Origin of the sequence: Legionella sp. PATHC039 (genome assembly GCF_026191275.1) — a bacterium.
GTDB classification, from domain to species: Bacteria; Pseudomonadota; Gammaproteobacteria; order Legionellales; family Legionellaceae; genus Legionella; species Legionella pneumophila.
The window spans coordinates 1,237,016-1,257,136 of the sequence record NZ_JAPHOP010000001.1 but is presented as its reverse complement, the minus strand read 5'-3'; the positions used below and the strand labels follow the sequence as shown (position 1 = coordinate 1,257,136).

Sequence of the window (20,121 nt, the reverse complement as noted above, 5' to 3'; positions counted from 1 at the left end):
TAAAAATTATAACATATAAAAAACAGTATGAGTATTGATTGGTCATTTTATCTGGTTTTTCTCAACTCATTAGAATATCTCATTCCCGGAGGTAGTTGACTGGTGTATGATGCTAAAAAATTTTTTAATCGCTATTTGATGGGAAATAATAACTGAAGTTTTCATAGCAATAAGGAGTATTCTTGATGAACAAGGACAAGAATAAACGTGTTATTTCTGCCCCTAGAGGTACCGAAATTCAAGCTAAAAATTGGTTAACTGAGGCGGCATTAAGGATGATTTGCAATAATTTGGATCCCAATGTTGCAGAGGATCCCGATTCTTTGATTGTTTATGGTGGATTAGGCAAGGCAGCCAGAAACTGGGAATGTTTTGATGAAATTGTTCATGTATTAAAATTATTGAATAATGATCAGACTTTACTCATTCAGTCCGGAAAACCTGTCGGTGTATTTACTACCCATGAAGAGGCTCCCAGAATACTAATTGCTAATTCTAATTTGGTACCGCGCTGGGCTACTTGGGAGCATTTTAACGAACTAGATAAGAAAGGCCTGATGATGTATGGTCAGATGACCGCCGGCAGCTGGATTTATATAGGTTCTCAAGGCATTGTGCAAGGAACTTATGAGACATTTGTTGCGGCAGCTAAAAAACATTATCAGGGTGATTTGTCCGGGCGTTGGATTTTAACAGCGGGTTTAGGGGGAATGGGTGGAGCTCAACCTTTAGCTGGAACTATGGCTGGTGCCAGCGTTCTGGCTGTAGAATGTGACAGGCAAAGGATTGAGAAACGTTTACAGACGAAGTATCTGGATCGGTACACTGATAATTTAAGTGAAGCATTAGACTGGATTAATGAATCTTGTCGCTGTAAAAAGCCAGTTTCAGTAGCTGTTTTGGGAAATGCTGCCGAAATATTTCCTCAGCTGGTTAAGTTGGGAGTTCACCCTTCCCTGGTTACCGATCAAACCAGCGCACATGATCCGCTCAATGGCTATTTGCCATTAGGATGGACATTGGAACAAGCTGTTGAAATGAGGAAAAAATCACCAGAAGAGGTTGTTGATGCAGCCAAGAAATCGATGGCTGTTCAAGTGCATGCAATGATTGAGTTTCATAACAGAGGCATTCCTGTATTTGATTATGGCAATAACATTAGACAAATGGCATTTGAAGCGGGAGAAAAAAACGCTTTTTCCTTTGAGGGATTTGTACCGGCTTATATCAGGCCATTATTTTGCGAAGGAATCGGACCATTTCGATGGGTTGCATTGTCAGGTGATCCAGAAGATATTTATGCAACAGATGAGCGAGTAAAGCAGCTAATTCCTGATGATCCTCACTTACATCATTGGTTAGATATGGCCAGGGAAAAAATTTCATTTCAAGGATTACCTGCAAGGATATGTTGGGTAGGGTTAAAGGATAGAGCGCGCCTTGCCCTGGCTTTCAATGAAATGGTTAAAAATAAACAAGTTAAAGCGCCTATTGTGATTGGCCGTGACCATTTGGATTCTGGTTCTGTGGCCAGCCCCAACCGCGAAACAGAGGGTATGCTGGATGGCAGTGATGCTGTTTCTGATTGGCCTTTGCTTAATGCGCTGTTAAATTGTGCCAGCGGGGCTACTTGGGTAAGCATTCATCATGGGGGAGGGGTTGGTATGGGCTTTTCTCAACATGCTGGCGTTGTGATTGTTGCTGATGGAACAGAAAAAGCGGCTAAACGATTGGCTCGCGTGCTACACAATGATCCTGCGACAGGGGTAATGAGGCATGCTGATGCAGGTTATCAAATTGCCAAGCAATGTGCCAAAGAGAATTCGCTTTGGTTACCCATGGAATCTTAAAAGGAGCAGGTTTATGTCAGAACATTTTATATTGCAGCCTGGTCAGTTATCGCTAGTTTCTATTAAACAAATTTTAGATGAGGAACTATCTTGCGTTCTTGCTGAGAACGCCTTTGAATTAATTAGAGCTTCTCACCAAACGGTTAAAAAAGTAATTGATGAAAAGAAAACAGTATATGGAATCAATACGGGTTTTGGTTCTCTGGCAAACCAGACCATTTCTTCAGATTGTTTGAAAGAGTTGCAGCGTAATATTGTACTTTCTCATGCTTGTGGAACGGGTAAATTATTGCCGGATAGCGTGGTTGCCTTGATTTTGCTTTTGAAAATTAATAATTTGTCTCAAGGGTATTCCGGAGTTAGGCTGGAATTAATCAATGCATTGATTGCTTTGTTTAATCATAAAGTATATCCATGTATTCCCTCTAAGGGTTCGGTAGGTGCGTCCGGAGATTTAGTCCCGCTTGCGCATTTGTCTTTACCTTTGTTAGGAGAAGGCGAAGTAAGGCATCAAGGTCAGGTGATCAGTGCTGAGGAAGGACTAAAACTGGCGGGATTGAAACCGCTTGAATTGGAAGCTAAAGAAGGATTAGCACTGCTTAATGGCTTACAGGTATCTACCGCTTTAGCTTTGTCAGCTCTGTTTATTAGTGAGACATTGTTCGAAACAGCGATTATTTCCGGCAGTTTGTCAGTAGATGCTGCCAGTGGGAGTGATGTGCCCTTTGATGACAGAATACATCAAATTCGAGGGCATCAAGCTCAAATTTCTGCTGCCAGCATGTACAGAAATTTATTGGCTGGTAGTCAAATTCGAGAGTCACACAGGGATTGTAATCGTGTTCAGGACCCTTATTCTTTAAGATGTCAGCCACAAATCATGGGTGCAGTTCTTCATCAGATGCAGTTTGTTGGACAAACTCTCCAAGTAGAGGCCAATGCAATTTCCGATAATCCTCTCGTTTTTGCAGAGCAGGGGGATATTTTGTCTGGGGGAAATTTTCATGGTGAAATCATCGCAATGGCTGCTGACAATTTAGCATTGGCATTATCCGAGATAGGAGGTAGTGCAGAACGGCGAATCGCTTTATTAATTGATAAGAATTTTAGTGGATTGCCTGCTTTCCTGGTTAGAGAAAGCGGCTTAAATTCAGGTTTTATGATTGCCCATGTTACTGCTGCCTCATGTGCCAGTGATAACAAAGCGCTTGCTCATCCGCACTCCGTTGATAGTTTGCCTACCTCGGCAAATCAGGAAGATCATGTTTCTATGGCAACTAGCGCAGCACGTCGACTGCACGAAATGATCGATAATACTTCAACAATTCTTGCTATTGAGTTATTGGCAGCTTGTCAAGGGCTGGAGTTTCATAAACCTCTAGAGACATCACCGCAATTGGATAAAATTTATCAAAGCGTAAGAAGCGTTGTTAAAGAGTATGATAAAGATCGCTATTTTGCACCTGATATAGAAAAAATTAAAAAGAAGATTTTAGATAAAGAATTCTCATTACTCACACTCACGAACGAATAGCAGGAAAAATACAATGGAATTGATGGCAGAATTTCTAACTTTGCATCAACAACACAAAAACAATCCTTATCCTTCTTTGTCTGAAAGAAAAAAATTGCTGATTGCAATAAAAAAAATCTTGCAGACAGAAGCTTACACTTTAGCAGAAGCAATAAATAAAGACTTTACTCATCGCCCTATTGAGGAAACCTTATTTTTGGAAGTGTTTCCAACGATACAAGCCATTAATTTTTGTTTAAAAAATATGAAGAAATGGATGAGAAAGAGACGTAGGAATGTGTCTTGGTTGTTTATTCCCGCACAAGCCTATGTTATTCCCCAACCCCTTGGAGTTGTAGGCATCTTGGTTCCCTGGAATTATCCTGTCTATCTGGCTTTAGTCCCTGCTATTTATGCATTGGCATCGGGAAACAGGGTAATGATAAAAATGTCCGAGTTATCTCCACATATTGGCGATACTTTACAAAAATTGGTACATGCAAGTGGAATAAACCATTCTATCAGCGTCATTAACGGCGATATTGAGCTATCAAAACGCTTTGCTTCTCTGCCTTTTGGCCATCTTATGTTCACTGGTTCAACTAACGTAGGAAAACTGGTGATGAAGGCTGCCAGCAATAACCTGACCCCAGTGACACTGGAGCTAGGTGGTAAATCTCCGGTAATATTATCTCCCACCATGAATCCAGCTTATTTTAAGCGCCTGTTTATGGGGAAATTATTGAATGCCGGTCAAACTTGTATTGCACCTGATTATGTATTGATTCCTAAAGGATGGGAGGAGAGAGTTGAAACAGAGTTTAAGAAGTTTATTAATACCTTTTATCCAGATTTAATGAGTAATGAGCAGTATTCCAGTATCATATCAGAGAGCCATAAAAAGCGATTACTTGATCTGGTCGAAGATGCGCGAAGCAAAGGGGCCCGTGTTGTTGAGTTTGGTCATTTAATTTCGAATAGCTCGAAGCTACCTGTGTTTTTATTATTTGATATAACAAATGATATGCTTGTTATGAAGGAAGAAATTTTTGGCCCTGTTCTTCCTGTGTTGACTTATAATTCGATAATTGATGCCATAGATTTAATCAATTCTTTTCCCAATCCGCTTGCGCTATATTATTTTGGGGAAGATAAGAATGAAATAAAGATCATACAAACAACAACATTATCTGGTGCTTTGACAATTAATGAAACCTTAATGCATATTGCAATTGATGATTTGCCATTTGGGGGTGTTGGCCATAGTGGTATGGGGCATTATCATGGAAAAGAAGGGTTTGATACCTTTTCAAAATTAAAACCGGTATTAGTGCAGCGATTTATATCTACAGTGAGCTGGTTATACCCACCTTATGGTGCTTTTATGCGTATGTTTTTGGCTTGGGTTGGTGGCATCAAGTAGAAGGAGAAATCATGAATAAAGTCATTTTTATTACGGGTGGCAGCAGAGGAATTGGTAGAGAAATCGCTTTAAAGTTTGCAGCAAAAGATAAAGCTAATATCGTTATTGCAGCGAAAACAGCAGAACCTCATCCTAAATTGGAAGGAACTATTTATTCAGTTGCAAAAGAAATTGAAGAGATAGGCGGACAGGCCCTGCCTTTAATGGTTGATGTCAGAGATGAGCAACAGATCCAAAATGCGATCACTAAAACCATAGAAACTTTTGGAAGATTGGATGTATTAGTCAATAACGCGAGCGCAATCAATTTGACTGATACATTAGATACTCCAATGAGGCGTTATGATCTCATGCAAAGTGTTAATGTCAGGGCAACGTTTGCATGTTCTCAAGCAGCCATTCCATATCTTTTAAAAAGCGAGAATCCGCATATTCTGACTTTGTCCCCACCTTTAAATATGGATAAAACCTGGTTTGCACCACATCTGGCTTATACCATCAGTAAATACGGTATGAGCATGTGCACATTAGGCCTCGCTGAGGAATTTAAAGAGGCGGGAATTGCTGTTAATTCTTTATGGCCGAAAACTACTATAGCTACTGATGCCATAAGAGTTCATTTTCCCAGTGAGCTGTATATGGCAAGCAGAAAGCCACTCATTATGGCTGATGCTGCTTATTGGATTATCAATCAACCATCAAAATCAACCACTGGAAATTTTTTTATTGATGAAGACGTATTAAAAAATAGCGGTGTCACTGATTTTTCTTGCTATGCTATGAATCCTAAAGCTCAACTTTGTCCTGATTTATTTTTATGAAGGTAGAAATCTATACTGATGGTGCATGTAAGGGAAATCCAGGGCCTGGCGGCTGGGGCGTATTGCTCCGATATAATGGTAGAGAAAAAACTCTTCATGGAGGAGAGGCGCAAACTACCAATAATCGCATGGAATTAATGGCAGCAATTAAGGGCCTGGAAGCATTAAAACGTCCTTGTGAGGTGGATTTGTATACCGACTCCCAATATTTGCAGCAAGGAATGAAGGAATGGATCAAAACATGGAAAAGAAATGGTTGGCGTAACTCCAAGAAAGAGTTGGTTAAAAATGCGGAATTATGGAAATCATTAGATAATCTGGCTTCTATTCATAATATTCATTGGCATTGGGTTAAAGGGCACTCAGGCCATTTGGAAAATGATTTGGTTGATGCTTTGGCAAACTTGGGTATTGAGGAATTATCATAGAGTTATGAGACAAGTTATATTAGATACCGAAACGACTGGTATTGGACCTGAACAGGGACATAGAGTAATTGAAATAGGTTGTATTGAGCTTATTGATAGAAAATTAACCGGCAAGCACTTTCACATATACCTTAATCCACAGCGTGAAGTGGATGAAGGGGCATTTAGAGTTCACGGGATAAGCACTGAATTTTTGCAAGATAAACCTTTATTCCAGGATATTGTGACTGAATTTATACAATTTGTTGAAGGTTCAGAATTAATTATTCACAATGCTCCATTTGATGTTGGATTTCTGAATTCTGAATTAAAACATGTGAAATGGAATAAGACATTAGAAGATTATTGCCCGATTCTTGATACTTTGATTTTAGCCAGAGAAAAACATCCAGGACAACGTAATAGTTTGGATGCTTTGTGTAAACGTTATGAAATAGATCATTTTAATCGTGAGCTGCACGGTGCTTTGCTTGATGCCGAAATATTAGCTTATGTGTATTTGGCAATGACAGGTGGCCAAAGCAGTTTATTTACTGAGGTTGAATCCAGTTTGCGTCAATCAAAAATAAAAACCCAAGAGATAAAGTCATTAAGTTTAAAAAAACCAGTAATAATGAAGGCTAATGAAGAGGAATTAATTCAACATCAAAGTTTCGTTGAATTTATATCTAAAAAATCCGGTATCAATCATTGGGAAGAGGTATAGCTCTCATGATTATATAAATTATAAATAATTATTCTGTTACACTTATTATTCGGTTTCGCGTCTGCCAATACTAAACCTTATGCAATAACAAAAATTCTTCAGACATCCTATTCCTGGTCGCTATCCTCAAAACAAGCAACCCAAGTGATTGGTTATAGGCAGAGGCGAAGCCTAATGAATATCTCATTCAAGCAATTTTTTTATTATCTATTTGGGGATTAGATGTTTTTCAGCAAAATCTTTTCCGATACATTCTCCTAATGATCTGCCCCATGTGCCAGCTGTTTCACTATTGATTTTATCTGGCATGCTGGCATACAGTTCATCTTGGCATTTTTTGGTGCTTTCAGGAATTAAAGTCACGCATTGTTCATAAGTCATTTTAATTTCATCAAATCGTTTTTTGAGATCCGGATCTTGAATGAATCCTTTGCAGATAAGATCTGGTAATAAGGGAGTCATAGAGTTTAACCAAGCATCCTTAGTCATCTCATTAGGATTTGTTGTATCCTCAGCATTGGATATTAAGGGAAATAATGAAGTGCCTAGCACGAGCGTGGTAGCAATAAGTAATTTCCTTGACATGATTTATTGTCCTTATTTTTAGAGTCTCATAAATATAGTAGGACAAAAAATACAATTTTTCCTTTATTTAGTAATTTATAGTTACTTGAAACTAAATGATTGATTCCTCTTTACTTCTTCTTGCCAACACACCTATGTGCTTGTTGTGCATCTTAGGCAATCATGGCCCCACGTGTTGTTGGGTAAGTAATTTAATAACTGATTAGCAGTGGCATAAAGGTGATGAAATATTTGAATTGCTCAAAAATTAAACTAAAATAATAAAGTGACGGAAAAAAAATAGGTTAAATCATGGAAAAGTCCAATTTTCGCTTAAATTTTTTGTCTCAAATTTTGCTCTTCACTTTAGGGGTATTTTTATTCTGTAATGGGTACGCAGCAGGGAATACCTTTATTTTTAATCCCAATACATTAACCTGGAAAGCTATCAGTGCTAATGGAAAGGTGATACGTACAGGACGCGGATCAGGTGGAAAACACTACTGTTCTGATGTTCGCAGATCATGTAAAACACCGTCTGGCGTTTTTAGAGTGATTAGCAAAGGTGGCCCAGCATGCCGATCCAGTCGTTATCCGCTGGGCAAAGGTGGAGCACCTATGCCATATTGTATGTTTTTTAGTAAATTGTATGCAATTCATGGTTCTCCGGATGTGCCAAATTATAACGCAAGTCATGGTTGTGTCAGAGTGAAGCCTCATGATGCAAGATGGTTAAGTCAAAATTTTATTAAAGTTGGAACGAAAGTAATTATTAAATCCTATTAATAGCATTAATTAATGCGCCATAATTGGGAATTATGTAGTATAATTGGAATTATTGGGTGACTATTGTTCACCAATTCATTTATACTCATTAATTTTAGAAGAAGTATCGTTATGATTGAAGTAAATATTTGGTTATCAACTGCTGTTTTGTTTAAGAAACGAATTAAGCACAAATTTTTTGGCCCGCTTTTAGCTTCAGAGGACAAAGGGGAAAATGTAGGGCATGTGAATTTTACTATAGAAATTGATGAGCGCAGAAAAAATAGTTTTGATTTTATTGAAAAACACGGGCCTGAGCTGGGGGCTAAAAAAACATTGCGTGCCGTCCCAACTCAAGCGACTGGACCTTCCATAACAAACATAGAATCGTCTCATTTGAAACCAACTATGGTAAAGAGTGATGTGGTGTCTCATAGCTTTTGGCCAGAAGGGAGACCAAGTAAATCAGAAACTATAAAAGGTAAAGGAGTTAAACCCAAGTTTAAAACTCATGAAGACGATATGATTGCTGAAGATTCAGTAACGGCAATGGATATAACACATCGCAAATCTGCTTTAGAAGAGATTCATAGGGACAAAAAGAAAAATGAAAAATCTTGACTTGTTGGTTGAAGTTTCAGATTTGGAAGTCAACATGGAGCAAAGATTACTTTTTACGGATGATCTTAAGAAATTGCATTTAGAAAAAGAGGAGCTGAGTAAGCAACAGAAGCAATTAACCAGTTCCCACCAAACCCAATTAAAAGATTTAAAGGGGCAATTAGCCAAGCTGGAACTTCATTTGAATAAAACAAACGGACAAATTAAAGCTACAGAGAGAACTTTAGCCTACTTGGACAAATTGGAAAATCCTGATCCTAAAACCAGAGCACAATCGATTGAGCTTACTGAAAAATTAATTAAATTAAAAAAAGAGCTCGAAACTACAATAAGTTCTCAACATGAGATAAGCGAATTGATGTCAAAATCTGAACTCACTTATTATGAAGGTATGCAAAAAATTGAAAAAAATCTTCAACAGGTTGAGCTTGCAATTAACTACCGTGAAGAAAATCTAAGGCAATTGGATATTAAAATCAATGGCAGGGATGAAAATGATTTAAAAGAATTGCAAGAAGAGGCCTATCGCCACAAAGAATTCACCTCTCGCAAAGAACAATTTATCAAAAGCCGTGATTTTACTAAAGGTAGGCATCCTGATTACAGTGTCACATTGCCAACTGCGGAAAGTGGTTTTACTTATTATGTTGATGAAGTCAAAATACTGAAAGCTATGCAAGAAGAACGCAGCCAAAATTACTCATTTCTTTTTAATAACTGTGCCAGTAGTGCTAAACGTTGTTTGCTAGCAGGAATAGATGACAATTTGCGAGCCAAATTAAAAGAAGCTGGTTTAGATAGCAAGTTTTTTGAAATTAGTAAAGTGGAAACATGCAAGTCATTACGTGACTGGGCAAGAACTCTTGAGAGTAAATTAACGGATCTTAATTTTCCACCACCCGCACCTACCCGAGGTGCCTAAGAATAATAAGCAGTTCATCCGTAAAAAACTAAGATCACTGCCCAAGTTTTAGGCAGTGATTTTTTTATAAATCATCTTCATCACCAATACTAAACGAAGAGCCACAGCCACAAGTCGTTTTTGCATTAGGATTGCGTATGACAAATTGCTCTCCTTGAATTCCTTTAATGTAATCAATTTCCGCATCATGTAGATATTGGTAACTCATTGAATCAATTAGCAATTTGACAGAAGATTTTCCATCAGAACATTGTTGTATGATAATCGTGTCGTCATCATTGATTTGTTCATCAAAGCTAAATCCATATTGAAATCCAGAACAACCACCACCTGTAATTGAGACGCGTAAATTCAAATTGGAATTATCTTCTTCTTTAATTAATTCTGCTACTTTATCAGCTGCGCTGACAGAAAAATGGATATCTGAAGTGTTTTGGGATACGTCAACACTGGCCATACTTAGCTCCAAAATAATTACTACTATTATTATTCATTATATCAATAATGTGAGTTGTTTCGTAGTCTCAATCCATAAATTGGTATGGGTACCAGAGAAAACAAACAGTACCAGTACAAAACTTGCTTCCCTGTTTAGCGAATAATCTGCTCTATAGTAGCTCCACCCAAGCATTGATTTTTTTCATAAAAGACGATGAATTGTCCCGGAGTAATCGCACGTTGAGGACTTGAAAACATCACATAGTGCAGATTATTATCCGGAGGAGAAATCATGCAGGCTTGATCGGTTTGCCTATATCTTGTTTTGGCAAAGCAGGTTAGTGGCAAATGATTCTCATAGTCTGCCAGCCAATGAATGGGACCACATATCAAACCTTGAGAATAGAGCATTGGGTGTTGACTGCCCTGTGCTACGTAAAGGGTGTTACTGGCTATGTCTTTATCCACGACATACCATGGCTCATCTGTCGAGTTTTGTAATCCTCCAATTCCCAAACCCTGGCGTTGTCCTAATGTGTAAAACATTAAACCATCATGTTGACCAAGTGTTTTTCCTCCAGTACTTTTTATTTCTCCCGGTTTGGCAAGTATGAATTCATTAAGAAAAGTTTTGAATCTTTTTTCACCTATAAAGCAAATACCTGTAGAATCTTTTTTGGCATGAGTGACAAGGCCCAGTTGTTTAGCGAATTCTCTAATTTGTGGTTTGGTAAAATCACCTATTGGAAAAATGGTTTTGGACAATGCCTCTGGTTCAACAGCGTGGAGGAAATACGTTTGATCCTTTTCTCTATCTTTTGCCTTAAATAAGTAGCCGATAGATTCTTCTATTGTATTTTTGGCATAGTGGCCAGTAGCTATATAATCTGCGCCAAGGTTTAAAGCATGATTCAAAAAGGCATTAAATTTGATTTCTTTATTACATAACACGTCGGGGTTGGGTGTTCTTCCCTTTTCATATTCACTCAGAAAATAAGCAAAGACTCTATCCCAGTATTCTTCTGAAAAATTTACAGTATGTAGTGGTATGCGCAATTGATTACAGACGGCTTGGGCATCTGCCAAATCTTTTACTGCAGGGCAATAATCATTGTGATCGTCCTGCTCCCAGTTTTTCATGAATAGCCCTTCCACCTGGTATCCTTGTTCTTTCAATAGCCAGGCTGCTACAGAAGAGTCGACTCCTCCTGACATACCAACAATAACTTTAGCTTTCATAAATGGTTTGTATCGCTCTTTTTTGAATCATAATCATATTGGAATCTGCGATTTTAACAAATTAACTACACTCTAGGAAATTGTAATTTAGCCCTGTATTTATTACCCAATAAGTTGATATTTTTTACATATAATTGGATAATACCACGTTTTTAGGGATTCGTTATCATTTTAACTTGATTATGTTAGTAAGTCATAAACCGTCTATAAGCGCTTATATATACTTGTCAAGACTCAAAGAGCAAACTCATTCTATATTTCGGATAATTATCTATGATGCATTTACAAGAGTTGGCAAAACATGGCCAGCAAGAAAAGGAAGTGATTTTAAACGAGCGTCTACCTTCGTTTGTTAGTCCCGGATGCCATTTGCATGCGTCTTATCATATAGAGGCAAAAGATGATTTTTATCTTATTCATCTTAGAGTGCAAGGTAATTTAAACAGTATATGTCAGCGATGTATGGAAAACTTCACTGTATGTTATAATAACTCCACTGTTGTTGCTGTTTGTCGAAGTGATGAGAGAGCCGAGCAACTTTTGAGTCAATATGAATGCTTGGTTTCTTCAAACTGGCAGGTTGACTTAAATGAATTAATAATTGATGAGCTGCATTTATATGCACCACAAGTTCATCCTAATATTAATGAATGTGCTAATGAAATCAATGAAATTTTAACTGGGAAAAAACAAACTTCTTGATATTTTGATAATTAATACTTGGATTGAAGTTAAAATATCGGTAATATTCCCGCTTTATGAATGCAATTTGTTTAGGAGTAATACAATGGCCGTACAACAAAATAAAAAATCACGCTCACGTCGTGATATGAGGCGTTCTCATGATGCACTAACCAAGCCTACTCTATCAGTTGATCCAACAACTGGTGAAACCCATCTTCGTCATCACATGACACCAGATGGATATTACAGAGGCAAAAAAATTATTGACGCTGAAACCACTTACGAACAAGAGTAACTTTCTTGAAGAATATCACCATTGCAATTGACGCGATGGGTGGGGATCACGGCTTGGAAATTGTGATTCCTGCCTGTATTCGTGCTATTAAAAACAACCCTGATTTGAAACTATTGCTTGTAGGAGTCCAGGACAAGATCAGTGCTTCTTTGAAAAAACATGGCATGTTGTCCTGTCAGCAATTTACTATCATCCACGCATCAGAAGTGGTTACAATGGATGAATTGCCATCTCATGCATTACGAAATAAAAAAGATTCCTCAATGCGAATAGCAATCAACCTAGTTAAGGAAGGCAGAGCGCAGGCTTGCGTCAGTGCGGGCAATACAGGTGCCTTAATGGCTACCGCACGATATGTCTTAAAGACTTTACCGGGAATTGATCGCCCAGCAATAGTATCCGAGTTACCTACCATGGGTGGAAAAACAAGAGTCATTGATTTGGGAGCCAATGTTGATTCTTGCGCCGAGCATTTGTTTCAGTTTGCTGTGATGGGGTCTGCATTGATACAGGCAATAGAAAATAAACCCAAACCTAAAATTGGTTTACTTAATATTGGCGTTGAAGAAATCAAGGGTAACGATCAGGTTAAGCGTACTGCACATATGCTGGCTGAGTGTTCTGTTATGAATTATGTGGGATACGTTGAGGGCGATCACTTTTACAGTGGTGATGTTGATTTAGTGGTCTGTGATGGATTTGTTGGAAATGTGGCATTAAAAGCAAGTGAAGGTTTGGCAAAGCTTTTATTAACTGTCCTTAAAGAATCATTTAGCAGAAATTGGTTAACAAAAATTGCTGGTTTGATTGCTTTACCAGCCTTAAAACATTTAAAAAATCGTTTGGATCCATCGAGATACAATGGTGCTAGTCTACTCGGGTTGAATGGTATCGTTGTCAAAAGTCATGGTGGAGCCAATGAAATTGGTTTTCAACATGCTATTGAACAGGCTGTTCTTGAAGTAAAAAATAATGTTGTCGATTTAGTGCGTGATCAAATAAATGATTTTATAAATCAAGGATTGTTGTTATGAAAAATGCTGTTATTAATGGCACTGGAAGTTACTCTCCAGAGAAACAAATGACTAATGCTGAACTGGAAACCATGCTTGATACTAGCGATGAATGGATAGTTACCAGGACTGGTATTACTAGTCGTAGTATTGCTCAAGAACATGAAACAACATCTTATATGGCTTCCAGAGCAGCAGAGCAAGCACTAGAAGCATCAAGCCTTGATGCTGAAGAAATTGATTTGATATTAGTAGCAACATGTACCCCGGATTATTTTTTTCCTAGCGTTGCCTGTCACGTACAACACGCTTTAGGAATCAAAAGACCTATTCCGGCTTTTGACATTGGAGCTGCATGCAGCGGTTTTGTTTATGCGATGGATGTAGCGAAACAATACATTGCTGCAGGGGCTGCCAAACATGTTCTTGTCGTAGGCAGTGAGAGCATGTCAAGAGCGGTAGATTGGACTGATCGTTCTATTTGTGTCTTATTCGGAGATGGCGCAGGCGCTGTTGTTTTAAGCGCAAGTGATCGCCAAGGGATTATGGGTAGTGTTTTACATTCTGCCTATGACTCTGATAAATTACTAGTCCTTCGTAATTCAACTTTCGAACAAGATCGTGCAACGATTGGAATGCGGGGTAATGAGGTATTTAAAATTGCTGTTAATATTATGGGTAATATTGTTGATGAAGTGTTAGAAGCAAGTCATTTAAAAAAATCTGATATTGATTGGCTGATACCTCATCAAGCTAATATACGCATCATACAAGCCATAGCTAAAAAATTATCTCTTCCTATGTCACATGTAATTGTTACAATTGGTAACCAAGGTAACACATCGGCTGCTTCTATTCCTTTAGCACTTGATTATTCAATTAAAAATAATCAAATTAAAAGGGATGAAATATTATTAATTGAATCCTTTGGTGGTGGAATGACCTGGGGCGCTATGGTTATTCGTTACTAAATTAATTAATAAGGATTAATTCTATTATGGTAAAAACAGCATTTGTATTCCCTGGACAGGGATCACAGTCTATAGGCATGTTGTCTGACTTTATGCCACAGTATACTGTTGTCACTGATGCTTTTGTAGAGGCTTCAGATGCCTTGCGTTATGATTTGTGGGATTTGGTTCAAAATGGTCCTGAAACAAAACTAAACCAGACTGAATACACGCAGGCAGCCATGTTAACTGCTGATGTTGCAATTTATCGTTTATTAGTGCAATTAGGTGTACCCCAGCCTCAAGTAATGGCTGGTCATAGTTTGGGAGAATACGCTGCTTTGGTTTGCGCTAATTCTTTATCTTTAAAGGATGCTGCACAATTAGTTGCTCGCAGAGGGCAGGTGATGCAAAATGCTATCCCTCTGGGAGAGGGGGCTATGGCTGCGATAGTAGGCTTATCTGATGAGCAAGTTCGTTCGTTGTGTGAGCAGGCCAGCACAGCCAATCATCTTGTTACCCCAGCGAATTATAATGCTCTGGGTCAAATTGTTGTTGCCGGACATCGAACAGCCGTTGATAAACTAATCCAATTGGCTGAAGATGCAGGTGCCAGATTAGCGATGATAATTCCTGTCAGTGTACCTTGTCATTGCCCTTTATTAAAAGATGCTTCAGAACTGTTTGCTGAAAATTTAGCTCAAATAGAATTCCAAGTTCCTTCAGTCGATGTAATAAGCAATGTTGATTTAAGTATTTATTATTCCACTCAACATATAAGAGATAAACTTAAAGAGCAGTTATACAGCCCTGTACGTTGGGTTGAAACGGTTCAGTTAATTCAACAGCGTGGAATTGAACTCGTTGTGGAATGTGGGCCAGGAAAGGTTCTCAATGGTTTGATAAAAAGAATTGAAAGAAATTTAACTACGATTAGCGTTTATGACACCATTAGTCTTGATCAAGTCATAGAGCGTTTACATATCCCAGTTTGAGAGGAAACTAAATGATCAATTTAGAAGGTAAAATTGCATTAGTTACTGGTGCCAGCCGTGGCATAGGTCGTGCTGTTGCCGAGAAGTTGGCAAGAAATGGTGCCTTTGTTTTTGGAACAGCAACCACTGAACAGGGTGCTGCATCTATTAATTCTTTTTTTGAGAAAGAAAAATTGGCTGGTAAAGGAATTGTTTTGGATGTAACCAGCACTGAGCAAGTAGAAAATTTGATGTCTACCTTGTCTGATAATCATCAGTGTCCTTCTATTCTTGTTAATAATGCAGGCATTACCGCAGATAACCTCTTATTGCGTATGGATGATGAGGAATGGTACAAAGTAATAGAAACAAATTTGAATTCTATTTACAGAATGACTAAAGCTTGCTTAAAACCTATGTTCAGAGCACGTTGGGGAAGAATAATTTCTATAGGCTCTGTGGTAGGTGCCAGTGGCAATTCTGGACAGGTAAACTATACTGCAGCCAAGGCTGGACTTATTGGTTTTTCCAAGTCTTTGGCACAGGAAATTGGTAGTAGAGGAATAACTGTAAACGTGGTAGCCCCCGGGTTTATCGACACAGATATGACTACTGCATTGCCTGATATGGTGAAAGAGGAAATGTTAAAAAGAATTCCCATGCGTAAGCTGGGCCAGCCAGAAGATGTTGCTGATGCTGTAGCTTTTCTAGCATCAGACAGCGCAAAATATATCACAGGTGAAACAATTCATGTCAATGGCGGTATGTATATGAGTTAAATGCACTTGCGTTATCTGTATAATTGAATAAACTAGCCGTCAGTATTTAATAATTTCTATCAACCGAAAGAGGAAAATTACGTTATGAGTACAGTTGAAGAGCGTGTTCGCAAAATTGTTGTTGAACAACTGGGTGTTAAAGAAGAAGAATTAAAGAATGATGCATCCTTTGTTGATGATTTGGGTGCTGATTCCCTGGATACAGTAGAATTGGTTATGGCTCTTGAAGAAGAATTTGAAACAGAAATTCCTGATGAAAAAGCTGAGAAAATTACTACAATTCAAGAAGCAATTGATTATATTGAATCTAACTTAAATAAAGAAGAAGCTTAATTTTTTTAAGGAGCTCTCATTGAATAGTCGGCGTGTGGTTATTACCGGCATGGGTATGCTTACTCCTGTCGGACTTAATGTAGAAGAAACTTGGCGAAGTATTTTAGCTGGGGTTAGTGGGGTAGGTTTGGTAGAAGATTTTGACACTACTGAATACCCAACTAAGATTTGGGCTAAGGTCAAGAATTTTAATGTTGAGAATCACATGCCAATTAAAGACGCCCGCAAAATGGACGTCTTTACACAATACGGTATGGCTGCTGCCGATGAAGCGATGCTTGACTCGGGTTTAAAAATTGATGAAATCTTATCTCGTCGAATTGGTGTCGCAGTGGGGGCAGGTATTGGTGGTATTCAAACAATCACAAATAACCAGGATAAACTGGTTGCCGGTGGACCACGTAAGGTTTCGCCATTTTTTATTCCGGCAGGTATTATCAATATGGTTGCTGGACAGATTTCTATTAAACATAATTTAAAAGGGCCTAATATTTCGGTTGTGACTGCATGTACTACCGGAACACATAATATCGGGTTAGCAGGGCGTATAATTGCTTATGGCGATGCCGATGTCATGGTTTGTGGTGGAGCAGAAATGACCACAACGCCACTTTGCCTTGCTGGGTTTTCAGCAGTAAGGTCTTTGTCCAAGCGGAATGATGAGCCTGAGAAAGCCTCAAGGCCTTGGGATAAAGACAGAGACGGTTTTGTTATGGGTGAGGGTGCTGGTATTTTGGTTTTGGAAGAATATGAACACGCTAAAGCTCGTGGAGCCAAAATTTATGCTGAATTGGTTGGTTTTGGTATGTCAGGAGATGCTTATCATATTACTGCACCCGATGAAGATGCCGATGGAGCTTCGCGAGCTATGGAGGCAGCCATCCAGGATGCTGGTATCGATCCCAGACAAGTTGATTATATTAATGCTCACGGCACGTCGACTTATTTAAACGATTTAAATGAAACAAAAGCCATTAAGCGTGTTTTCCAGAATCATGCTTATGATCTGGCGGTTAGCTCAACCAAATCCATGACAGGACATTTGCTCGGAGCTGCAGGTGCAGTAGAGGCAATTATAAGTATTTTAGCCATAAGAGATCAGGTGGCTCCACCTACAATAAATTTGGATAATCCTGATGAAGGTTGTGATTTGAATTATGTAGCACATGCACCACAAAGTAGAACAATTAATTATGTTCTAAGTAATTCACTTGGTTTTGGTGGGACAAACGGTAGCTTATTGTTCAAGCGAATCTAAATGCAATTCTCTAGACATAAAAAACTGGTTATTCTTGTTTTATCGTTGTTTTTTATGTCTTTATTGTTTTTATTTTGGAATATATATCGTTTATTATATACACCAATAATTCCGAAAACTGCTTCTCCAATGATTATTGCCTTGGATAAGGCGACGTCCGCTTATCAATTTGCTTATATTTTGCAAGATAAAAAATTAATACATTCTGCCAAATTTTTTCTATTGATTATTCGTTTTGAAGGATTATCGCATCAGTTAAAGGCAGGCGTGTATCAAATTACTCCTGGCGAAACTGCAATGAAATTACTACACCGAGTAGTTGCTGGTGATGTAATTACGCAAAATTTTACGATCATCGAAGGATCTACACAGCAGAAAGTAGATTATGACCTAAGACAAGCTAATTATTTGAAATACAATCCAGAAGATTGGGCAATAGTAAAAGAAAATTACCCAAGTGCAGAGGGGTTACTTCTAGCAGACACTTATCAATATCAAGCTGGGAGTAGTAGTAGGACATTATTAGAGCAAGCCCATCGTAATTTATTAAATTATCTTAATACCAGTTGGACAAGCAGAGCACCAAATTTGCCTTATAAAACTGCCTATGAGCTATTGATTGCTGCGTCAATTATTGAAAAAGAAACTGCAATTGCGCAAGAGAAAAAATTGATTTCTGGTGTAATGGTAAATAGATTAAAGAAAAAAATGCCATTACAAATGGATCCTACGGTTATCTATGGGCTGGGAAATCAGTATACAGGAAAATTAACACATAATGATTTGCTAATTCAATCACCATATAATTCTTATTTGAACAGAGGATTACCTCCCACCCCAATAGCTATGATTGGTAAAGAGGCCATAGATGCTGCTGCACATCCGCAATTGTCCAATTATTTATACTTTGTTGCCAAAGGAGATGGCACTCATCAATTCTCCGAAACTTATGAGCAACAAAGACAAGCAATTAACCAATACAGACGCAAGGATTATTAATGTCATCGTTAACCGGGAAATTGATAGTTATTGAAGGTTTGGAGGGGGCAGGAAAATCTACAGCTGTCAATTTAGTTGTTGAACTGTTATCCCAAAAAAAAATCAGTACTATAACTACGAGAGAACCCGGAGGAACAAGAATAGGTGAAATTTTAAGAAGTATTATTAAAAATCCAGAGTACAATAATGTTCTGGATGACAGAAGCGAATTACTTCTCCTGTATGCCGCAAGAATACAACTGATTGAGCAAGTGATCAAACCTGCTTTAAATATGGGGCAGTGGGTCATAGCTGATCGATTTGAGCTTTCCACTTTAGCTTATCAGGGTGGGGGCCGCAAAATGGATATGCGGCTTATTAATGAGCTATCGAATTTCTGTTTAAAAGGATTCAAACCTGATCTTACTTTATATTTAGACATTAATCCCGAGCTTGGCATGATAAGAGCTAAATCAAGGGGAAAATTTGACAGGATTGAGCAGGAGTCAATTGAGTTTTTTCATAGAATACATGATACATATCATGTTCTTGTTAAACAAAACCCGGAAATTATGATGATTGATGCTAACAGGTCTTTGGAAGAGGTTCAATCTTCCATTCAATCAGTAATCGAGGAGTTTATAGAGCATAACCTATGATTACTTATCAAGAACAATGGCAGAAAATGCAAATGGCCTTGGCGGTAAGACGAATTCCTCAAGCCATGCTATTTTTCGGTTCTTTGCATTGTGGTCTTATAGAATTTACAAATCAAGTGATCAAATTACTCTTGTGTAAAATAAAACAGAATGAACCTTGTTTGACTTGCATGGATTGCCAAATGATAGAGCGTTTTGAGCATCCGGATGTGCAATGGATTAAGCCTGAAAGAAGCGGTGGTATTATTAAAATTGATCAAATTAGGGGATTGCAGAGCACCGCGTTTCTAACACCACAGAGGACTAATCATAAACTTATAATTATCGAATCAGCTGAATCAATGAATATTGCGGCATCAAATGCCTTATTGAAAATTCTGGAAGAGCCAGCCCAACATACTATCTTTATTTTGTTAGCGCAACAAATTGGCAATATACCACCCACCGTATTGAGCCGATGCCAAATGACGCAATTTACTGTTTTTGATGAGTTGCCTTGCAACAATTTATTGGCTTTAGGAGAGTACTATACTCACGAATCGAATAGCACAATGGTCTTCAAGCATTCAGAATCCATTTTAGAAGGCTTGATTGCAATTATTGAGCGAAGAGAGCATCCATGCACTTTAGCTGCACAATGGACTCAACATGAATTAGGTGCTTTTTTGTGGTTTTTATATTTGCTCTATTCTCAACTACAGTATATGCATTTGTTTCGAGTGGCTTATTCTGGTACCTTAACAAAACAATTGAATAAGCTATCCTCATTACTCAATCCGGTTATGATTTTTGCCCAAGTAGATAAAATCAATACTTTGTTAAGAAAATTAAGCCATAATATGAATATGAATATGAATCATACTTTGGTCTTGGAAGATTTATTATTTTCTTTGGTTGTTGATTATTAA

Annotated in this window: 23 protein-coding genes; 20 read left to right on the top strand and 3 right to left on the bottom strand. The window is 38.1% G+C overall.

Annotation, left to right across the window (positions count from 1 at the left end; translation table 11 throughout):
• The first annotated feature begins 185 nt into the window (after positions 1–185).
• Genes hutU through dnaQ form a run of 6 tightly spaced genes read left to right on the top strand, consistent with a single transcriptional unit; the run spans position 186 to position 6,741 of the window.
• Positions 186–1,850, top strand: coding sequence for a urocanate hydratase (gene hutU / locus OQI99_RS05685; protein ID WP_061481455.1), 1,665 nt, complete (start codon positions 186–188; stop codon positions 1,848–1,850).
• A 13-nt stretch (positions 1,851–1,863) separates the two neighbouring features.
• Positions 1,864–3,384 (top strand): histidine ammonia-lyase, encoded by a 1,521-nt coding sequence (gene hutH, locus OQI99_RS05680; protein ID WP_061475979.1) that lies wholly within the window; start codon positions 1,864–1,866, stop codon positions 3,382–3,384.
• Between the two features lie 13 nt (positions 3,385–3,397).
• Positions 3,398–4,786, top strand: coding sequence for a coniferyl aldehyde dehydrogenase (locus tag OQI99_RS05675; protein ID WP_061475976.1), 1,389 nt, complete (start codon positions 3,398–3,400; stop codon positions 4,784–4,786).
• Between the two features lie 11 nt (positions 4,787–4,797).
• Positions 4,798–5,607 carry an SDR family oxidoreductase gene (locus OQI99_RS05670; protein ID WP_061475973.1) on the top strand — a complete coding sequence of 270 codons (810 nt, stop codon included), beginning with the start codon at positions 4,798–4,800 and terminating at the stop codon, positions 5,605–5,607.
• Complete coding sequence (gene rnhA, locus OQI99_RS05665) at positions 5,604–6,035, top strand: ribonuclease HI (protein ID WP_010947113.1); 432 nt, start codon at positions 5,604–5,606, stop codon at positions 6,033–6,035. Before OQI99_RS05670 ends, rnhA begins: the two co-directional genes overlap by 4 nt.
• Positions 6,036–6,039: 4 nt before the next feature.
• Positions 6,040–6,741, top strand: coding sequence for a DNA polymerase III subunit epsilon (gene dnaQ, locus OQI99_RS05660; protein ID WP_061475970.1), 702 nt, complete (start codon positions 6,040–6,042; stop codon positions 6,739–6,741).
• A 207-nt stretch (positions 6,742–6,948) separates the two neighbouring features.
• Here dnaQ and OQI99_RS05655 read toward each other — a convergent pair whose 3' ends face one another.
• On the bottom strand, positions 6,949–7,326 hold the full coding sequence (locus tag OQI99_RS05655) for a hypothetical protein (protein WP_061475967.1): 378 nt from the start codon (positions 7,324–7,326) through the stop codon (positions 6,949–6,951).
• A gap of 291 nt (positions 7,327–7,617) precedes the next feature.
• On the opposite strand from OQI99_RS05655, the gene OQI99_RS05650 reads away from it, so the two are divergent.
• The 3 genes from OQI99_RS05650 (at position 7,618) to OQI99_RS05640 (ending at position 9,613) form a co-directional block, all read left to right on the top strand.
• On the top strand, positions 7,618–8,091 hold the full coding sequence (locus OQI99_RS05650; protein WP_014841534.1) for a L,D-transpeptidase: 474 nt from the start codon (positions 7,618–7,620) through the stop codon (positions 8,089–8,091).
• A gap of 111 nt (positions 8,092–8,202) precedes the next feature.
• The gene (locus tag OQI99_RS05645; RefSeq protein ID WP_265731471.1) at positions 8,203–8,691 is read left to right on the top strand and encodes a hypothetical protein; all 489 of its coding nucleotides are present in this window, start codon (positions 8,203–8,205) and stop codon (positions 8,689–8,691) included.
• Positions 8,678–9,613, top strand: coding sequence for a hypothetical protein (locus OQI99_RS05640; RefSeq protein WP_265731470.1), 936 nt, complete (start codon positions 8,678–8,680; stop codon positions 9,611–9,613). Before OQI99_RS05645 ends, OQI99_RS05640 begins: the two co-directional genes overlap by 14 nt.
• 64 nt (positions 9,614–9,677) lie before the next feature.
• On the opposite strand, the gene erpA is transcribed toward OQI99_RS05640, so the two are convergent.
• Both erpA and mnmA read right to left on the bottom strand, forming a co-directional pair.
• Positions 9,678–10,070 carry an iron-sulfur cluster insertion protein ErpA gene (erpA, locus tag OQI99_RS05635; protein WP_011946410.1) on the bottom strand — a complete coding sequence of 131 codons (393 nt, stop codon included), beginning with the start codon at positions 10,068–10,070 and terminating at the stop codon, positions 9,678–9,680.
• Between the two features lie 134 nt (positions 10,071–10,204).
• Positions 10,205–11,290, bottom strand: coding sequence for a tRNA 2-thiouridine(34) synthase MnmA (mnmA, locus tag OQI99_RS05630; protein ID WP_061481450.1), 1,086 nt, complete (start codon positions 11,288–11,290; stop codon positions 10,205–10,207).
• A 273-nt stretch (positions 11,291–11,563) separates the two neighbouring features.
• On the opposite strand from mnmA, the gene OQI99_RS05625 reads away from it, so the two are divergent.
• From OQI99_RS05625 to OQI99_RS05575, 11 genes are all read left to right on the top strand, one after another.
• Entirely contained in the window at positions 11,564–11,992 is a 429-nt protein-coding gene (locus tag OQI99_RS05625) for a YceD family protein (protein ID WP_061481448.1), read from the top strand.
• An 85-nt stretch (positions 11,993–12,077) separates the two neighbouring features.
• The gene (gene rpmF / locus OQI99_RS05620) at positions 12,078–12,269 is read left to right on the top strand and encodes a 50S ribosomal protein L32 (RefSeq protein WP_061481446.1); all 192 of its coding nucleotides are present in this window, start codon (positions 12,078–12,080) and stop codon (positions 12,267–12,269) included.
• Positions 12,270–12,274: 5 nt separating this feature from the next.
• Entirely contained in the window at positions 12,275–13,303 is a 1,029-nt protein-coding gene (gene plsX, locus OQI99_RS05615; RefSeq protein WP_061481443.1) for a phosphate acyltransferase PlsX, read from the top strand.
• Complete coding sequence (locus OQI99_RS05610; RefSeq protein WP_061481441.1) at positions 13,300–14,253, top strand: beta-ketoacyl-ACP synthase III; 954 nt, start codon at positions 13,300–13,302, stop codon at positions 14,251–14,253. The genes plsX and OQI99_RS05610 overlap by 4 nt, the downstream gene beginning before the upstream one ends.
• 26 nt (positions 14,254–14,279) lie before the next feature.
• A complete protein-coding gene (gene fabD, locus OQI99_RS05605) occupies positions 14,280–15,227 on the top strand; it encodes an ACP S-malonyltransferase (RefSeq protein WP_061481439.1) in 948 nt (315 codons plus the stop codon).
• An 11-nt stretch (positions 15,228–15,238) separates the two neighbouring features.
• Positions 15,239–15,985: a 3-oxoacyl-ACP reductase FabG gene (gene fabG / locus OQI99_RS05600; RefSeq protein WP_061481437.1), complete on the top strand. Its 747-nt coding sequence runs from the start codon at positions 15,239–15,241 to the stop codon at positions 15,983–15,985.
• Positions 15,986–16,069: 84 nt separating this feature from the next.
• Entirely contained in the window at positions 16,070–16,318 is a 249-nt protein-coding gene (acpP, locus tag OQI99_RS05595; protein WP_003631752.1) for an acyl carrier protein, read from the top strand.
• 19 nt (positions 16,319–16,337) lie between these two features.
• A complete protein-coding gene (gene fabF, locus OQI99_RS05590) occupies positions 16,338–17,576 on the top strand; it encodes a beta-ketoacyl-ACP synthase II (RefSeq protein WP_061481435.1) in 1,239 nt (412 codons plus the stop codon).
• Positions 17,577–18,575, top strand: coding sequence for an endolytic transglycosylase MltG (gene mltG, locus OQI99_RS05585; RefSeq protein WP_061514085.1), 999 nt, complete (start codon positions 17,577–17,579; stop codon positions 18,573–18,575).
• Positions 18,575–19,213, top strand: coding sequence for a dTMP kinase (gene tmk / locus OQI99_RS05580; RefSeq protein WP_061514084.1), 639 nt, complete (start codon positions 18,575–18,577; stop codon positions 19,211–19,213). Before mltG ends, tmk begins: the two co-directional genes overlap by 1 nt.
• Positions 19,210–20,121 carry a DNA polymerase III subunit delta' gene (locus OQI99_RS05575; RefSeq protein ID WP_061514083.1) on the top strand — a complete coding sequence of 304 codons (912 nt, stop codon included), beginning with the start codon at positions 19,210–19,212 and terminating at the stop codon, positions 20,119–20,121. Before tmk ends, OQI99_RS05575 begins: the two co-directional genes overlap by 4 nt.